General features: G+C 43.2%; 4 protein-coding genes. 3 read left to right on the top strand and 1 reads right to left on the bottom strand.

Going from position 1 to position 2,762, the window contains the following annotated elements; translation table 11 throughout:
* Both AOQ70_RS18990 and AOQ70_RS18985 read left to right on the top strand, forming a co-directional pair.
* Positions 1-250, top strand: a 250-nt coding sequence (locus AOQ70_RS18990; protein ID WP_059378017.1) for a swarming motility protein SwrAA, incomplete at its 5' end; no start/stop codon positions are given.
* Positions 251-318: 68 nt separating this feature from the next.
* Positions 319-1,506 (top strand): PDZ domain-containing protein, encoded by a 1,188-nt coding sequence (locus AOQ70_RS18985; RefSeq protein WP_024426241.1) that lies wholly within the window; start codon positions 319-321, stop codon positions 1,504-1,506.
* A gap of 9 nt (positions 1,507-1,515) precedes the next feature.
* On the opposite strand, the gene AOQ70_RS18980 is transcribed toward AOQ70_RS18985, so the two are convergent.
* Positions 1,516-1,881 (bottom strand): winged helix-turn-helix transcriptional regulator, encoded by a 366-nt coding sequence (locus AOQ70_RS18980; protein WP_059378007.1) that lies wholly within the window; start codon positions 1,879-1,881, stop codon positions 1,516-1,518.
* A gap of 228 nt (positions 1,882-2,109) precedes the next feature.
* On the opposite strand from AOQ70_RS18980, the gene AOQ70_RS18975 reads away from it, so the two are divergent.
* The coding region (locus AOQ70_RS18975) for an NAD(P)H-dependent oxidoreductase (protein WP_059378005.1) at positions 2,110-2,762 on the top strand (653 nt) is incomplete at its 3' end.

Raw genomic sequence — 2,762 nt, 5'->3', positions numbered from 1 at the left:
TCTGCTCATGCTGTTAAGCAGGTACTTGGTCAATTACACAACGGTAGAATCAGTCGACGAAATCGATGAAGACTGTGCTGAGATATACTTCAATTATTTAATGGATAATCATAAGAGACTTGGTATAAACTTAACCGACATCAAGAGGTCGATGCAGCTGCTCGGCGGCATACTAGATGTAGATGTCAATCACTACTTAAAAGATTTTTCACTGTCGAATGTCACACTTTGGATGAATCAGGAGAAATAAACCTGATGTCAAGCATCGATTTATTTGATAGAATAAGAGAAAATGCTTGACTTGGGCGGTGAACGATAATGAGCTCGGAGTGGATGGGAGCCGGATTAAAAGCGGTCGGTCTGTTTTTAATCCATCCTCTTTTTTATTTCATGATATTAATCAGCCTATTGCATGGCTACATCCGCGTAAAGCGGGAGAGAAAAGCGTTTCAAACAAGAATAGAAGATGTATACGATGAACTTAAATTTACATATTCAAAGGGATGGATTCTAGGGATATGCCTATCCGTCATTTCAGTAGGCTTAGGGATTGCCCTCCCCCCTGGATTCATCGTGCTGATTGCAGCGATGACCATCGTTTTCTCTTTATTCTTTAAGGCGAGTGCGCTTTCGTCTGCATACACACTCGGTTTCAGTTTTATTGCGGCACTTGGACTGATGCATTTCCAAGTGAGTCATTCTTGGCTGCCGCAGCTCTCAATGATGAATGCATCAGCCGTTGTCATTCTGCTAGGACTTTTATTAATGACCGAGGGGATCCTAGCCTATCGAACGGCGCATTTACGTACATCGCCTGCTATGGTGATGAGTGCGAGAGGACTTTTAATTGGTCAGCAGCGGGCAAACCGTCTGTGGCTTTTACCGCTTGTTTTGCTGATGCCGGCAGGTGAATTCACTTCTTCTCTGCCATGGTGGCCGGTGCTTCAAGTGCATGATCAAAGCTTTTCATTTATTTTGATTCCTTATATCATCGGATTCGGTCAGAGAATTCAAGGCTCACTGCCAATTGTTAGTATTCAAATTACAGCGCGGCGTATTCTCATGCTCGGACTCGCTGTCGCCTTATTAGGTGCTGCAAGTATTTGGTTTGAACCGATTGCTTGGGGAGCTGTATTGATTGCGGTGATAGGAAGAGCCTTTCTCTCATGGAAGCAGAGGGTCAATGACAATGCTGCCCCGTTCTACTTCTCTAAGCGTAATCAAGGGCTGATGGTGCTAGGAATTATTCCAAATACACCAGCGGCTGATTTAAAGCTTGAGATCGGAGAGGTCATTACAAAAGTGAATGGAATTGAGGTAAAAACCGTTTCGGAATTTTATGAAGCCCTTCAAACCAATCGTGCTCTAACAAAGCTCGAGATCATTGGCTTAAATGGTCAGACAAGATTTGAGAAACGGGCTTCTTATGAAGGGGAGCATCATCAGCTTGGCATCCTGTTTGTAAAGGATGATCCACAGCAAGAACCAACGGCAATTTCATCTTAAAAAAAGCTGCTAGAGATGGCAGCTTTTTTCTTTTGGGCGCGCTTCTTTCCCGTAGGATTCGCCCCATTCACGCATGGCGAAGATGATAGGCTTTAAGGTATTTCCGAGAGAAGTGAGTGAATATTCGACACGAGGGGGGATCTCCTCATAGACTTCTCTATGAACAACGCCGTCTTGTTCAAGCTCACGCAATTGCAGTGTGAGGACACGCTGAGAAATTCTTGGCAGAAGCCGGCGCAATTCATTGTAGCGTTTTGGTCCGCAAGTCAAATGATAAAGGATCACTCCTTTCCATTTCCCTCCGATGACACTTGTCGTCACTGAAACGGGACAGCCATGATTGACAATACTGACTGGATTGGATGGTGCACTCATCTTAAGACTCCTTTCTAAGGCAAATTTGGTGATATACGAACAAGATGGTAACTAACGAACAAAAATGTGCGTACTTGAATCACCCGAAGCTTTTCTTATACCATATAGATATCACATCACACATTCGGGCTGTTTGTTTTCTTATCATAACAATTTCTATATGTGAATGGAAAGAAATTGGATTGATGAAACACACACCCTAATTGGTTAATAGAAAGGATGAATACAATGCGAGACAAAGAGCAATTAAAAAAAGAAATCATTGAGGCGTATGAGTTCCGCCATGCGACAAAAGAGTTTGATCCAGCGAAAAAAATATCAGAAGATGATTTTGCGTTTATTTTAGAAACAGGAAGACTTTCCCCAAGCTCTGTAGGGTTTGAACCTTGGAAGTTCCTCGTTGTTCAAAATGAAGCATTTAGAGAAAAATTAAAAGAGTATACATGGGGAGCGCAAAAGCAGCTTCCGACTGCGAGCCATTTTGTGATCATCTTGGCAAGAACAGATGCCCGTTATGATTCAGCATATGCAGAATACATCAACAAGCAAATCAAAGGAATGACAGACGAAACGTTCGAGATGGTGAAGGGACGCTACCAAGAATTCCAAGAGAATGATCTTCATTTGTTAGAAAATGAACGTACGCTCTTTGATTGGGCTTCAAAACAAACGTATATTGCCCTTGGAAACATGATGACAGCCGCTGCACAAATTGGCATTGATTCATGTCCAGTCGAGGGATTCAGCTACGATGAGATTCATCGCATTCTAGATGAAGAAGGGCTGCTTGAGGATGGTCAGTATGATATTTCTGTCATGGCAGCCTTTGGTTATCGTGTGACCGAGCCGAAGCGCGGACAAAACGCGCCGTCCGATGGATG

It is taken from the genome of Bacillus sp. AM 13(2015), from assembly GCF_001518755.1.
GTDB lineage: Bacteria > Bacillota > Bacilli > Bacillales > Bacillaceae > Bacillus > Bacillus safensis.
The sequence above is the reverse complement of the archived record's forward strand: the minus strand, read 5'-3'. Positions and strand labels throughout refer to the sequence as shown.